At 30.7% G+C, this 2,115-nt stretch carries 2 protein-coding genes; both read right to left on the reverse strand.

Features of this window, described 5'->3' with window-relative positions:
- Window positions 1-66: 66 nt before the first annotated feature.
- Window positions 67-858: an IS21-like element helper ATPase IstB gene (istB, locus tag CLHOM_RS15020; protein WP_052222517.1), complete on the reverse strand. Its 792-nt coding sequence runs from the start codon at window positions 856-858 to the stop codon at window positions 67-69.
- On the reverse strand, window positions 851-2,115 hold a 1,265-nt coding region (istA, locus tag CLHOM_RS18210), incomplete at its 5' end, for an IS21 family transposase (protein ID WP_207642440.1). The genes istB and istA, both read right to left, overlap by 8 nt.

Below are 2,115 nucleotides of genomic sequence, written 5' to 3' on the forward strand. Positions count from 1 at the left end.
TGTCAACAATAATTTAAAAGTACACAAAAGTACCATTCAAAAAGTACATAGATTAGGTAAAAAATTTTACTTTGATTGTATAAGGGTGTTAATTACATCCTTTTTATTATTCATGAACTCTTTTCTATCCTTTAATCTATAGGAGTCCCCCTTTATATTTACAACGGTAGCATGATGTAGAATTCTATCAAGTATAGCTGCCGCTATAGTATTGTCTGAGAAAACTTCACCCCATTGTGAAAAAGATTTATTAGAGGTGAAAATTGTTGAACATTTTTCATAGCGTTTAGCAATAAGCTGAAAAAATAAATTAGCTCCTTGAATATCCATTGGCAAGTATCCTATTTCATCAATTATAAGTAGTCTATACTTAGCGTAATGCTTGATTTTTAAAGCTAGTTTATTCTCAAAATGAGCCTTATTAAGTTGAGATATTAGATCCTGGCAACTGATATAGTAAGTAAGATATCTATGCTTAGCAGCTATTATACCTAAGGCTATCGCCAAATGGGTCTTACCTACGCCGGGAGGCCCTAAAAACACCACATTTTCTGCATTACTTACAAACCTTAAGGTGGCTAGTTCATCTATTAGTCTTTTATCGATAGATGGTTGGAAATCAAAGTCAAACTCCTCTAAAAGCTTTCTAAAAGGAAATGCAGCTACGCTTACTTGTATTTCTGCAGCTCTTTTTGATTTAAATTTAACTTCTTGAGTTAATAAGTGGTCTAGTATCTCTACTATATTTTTATCATCCTTTATTGCTAGTTCTAGATAATTATCAATAATTTCTAAGGTATTAGTTAAATCTAATGTTTTTAAGTTTTCTTTTACTCTTTCATATGTTATATTATCCATTTGATGCTACCTCCCCAAATATCTTATCTAGTTCTAATAAATCACGGCTTTCTATCTGAGTCGGTGCCTTAAATCTATTCAAGTTAAATAAGCAGTTAGCTGAATAGTTATTGTTAGGGTTTGAAATTTTATCATAATGATCTTTATTTACTATAATTTTATTTTTTACATTGGGTATACTATGTGTTGCGATTAATTCGCTATTATGATAAACTTTCAATAAGTTATGAGTGTGAAGGACTGCAACCTCTTTTCCTATGTATTCTGGTGGTACAGAATATTTGTTGTTTTGGAAAGAGATTAGGCAGTCTTTCTCCACTTTTCGCAGATCTAGTTTATTTATCATATATTCTCTCTTTACAGTATTGAGTTTTTCTTGGAATAATCTACTATATGGAACTTCATTAGTTGTTGAATGGGGATGATTATTAACTTTTTCACACCATTCATAAGCCATTGTATTAATTTCATAAAGATTCTTAAACTTTATACCAACAAAGAAGTTTTGTCTAACAAACCTAACGGTTCTTTCTATTTTTCCTTTGGTTTGACCTCTATATGGTCTACAAAGTATAGGTTTAAATCCATAGAATCCAGCAAAATCCTCGAAGAGAGGATTAAGTTTTGAATCTTCTTGTTTCAAAAGTCTCTTAATTACTACTTGTTTCATATTGTCATAAAGTATTTCGTCAGGATACCCATTGAAATATCTAAAAGCATTATTATGACATTTTATTAATGTTTCAGTACTCATATCAAGAACAAATTCTATATATCTCATTCTTGAATATCCTAAAATCATAAGAAAACAGTAAAGATTTCTTTCTACTCCATGTTCATCAACAAAGCTACCAAAATGACCCCAGTCAACTTGACCTTGTTTACCCGGAAGGGTTTCAAATCTCACTGTAGCTTTTGAGTTAAGCTTTCTCTTCTTTAACTTAACATAGCTTCTAACTATGCCTATTTTCCCAACAAATCCATGTTCTTTTATTTTCTCATAAAGCCTAACGGCACTATATGGTGCTTCTTCAAGTAAGTCATTTAACATAGGTTTATATTTATCAAGTTTTGATGGTTTAGGGCTTGTTAATGTGTATTTAGGAACTTTTTCTGATGTTGAATATTTCTTGGCTGTACGCCAATTAATATTGTATTTTCTTGAAATTTCTGATATTGATAGTCCTTTTAAATAGTCATTTCGTATTTCCAACCATAGATCCTCCTTCATTTCTACAACACCACCTCTTGTTTTTT

Source organism: Clostridium homopropionicum DSM 5847 (assembly GCF_001263795.1).
Lineage (GTDB): Bacteria > Bacillota > Clostridia > Clostridiales > Clostridiaceae > Clostridium_H > Clostridium_H homopropionicum.

Excerpts from the sequence above, each read along its gene's own strand:
- istB (WP_052222517.1), bottom strand. The coding sequence starts at position 858 with ATGGATAATATAACATATGAAAGAGTAAAAGAAAACTTAAAAACATTA.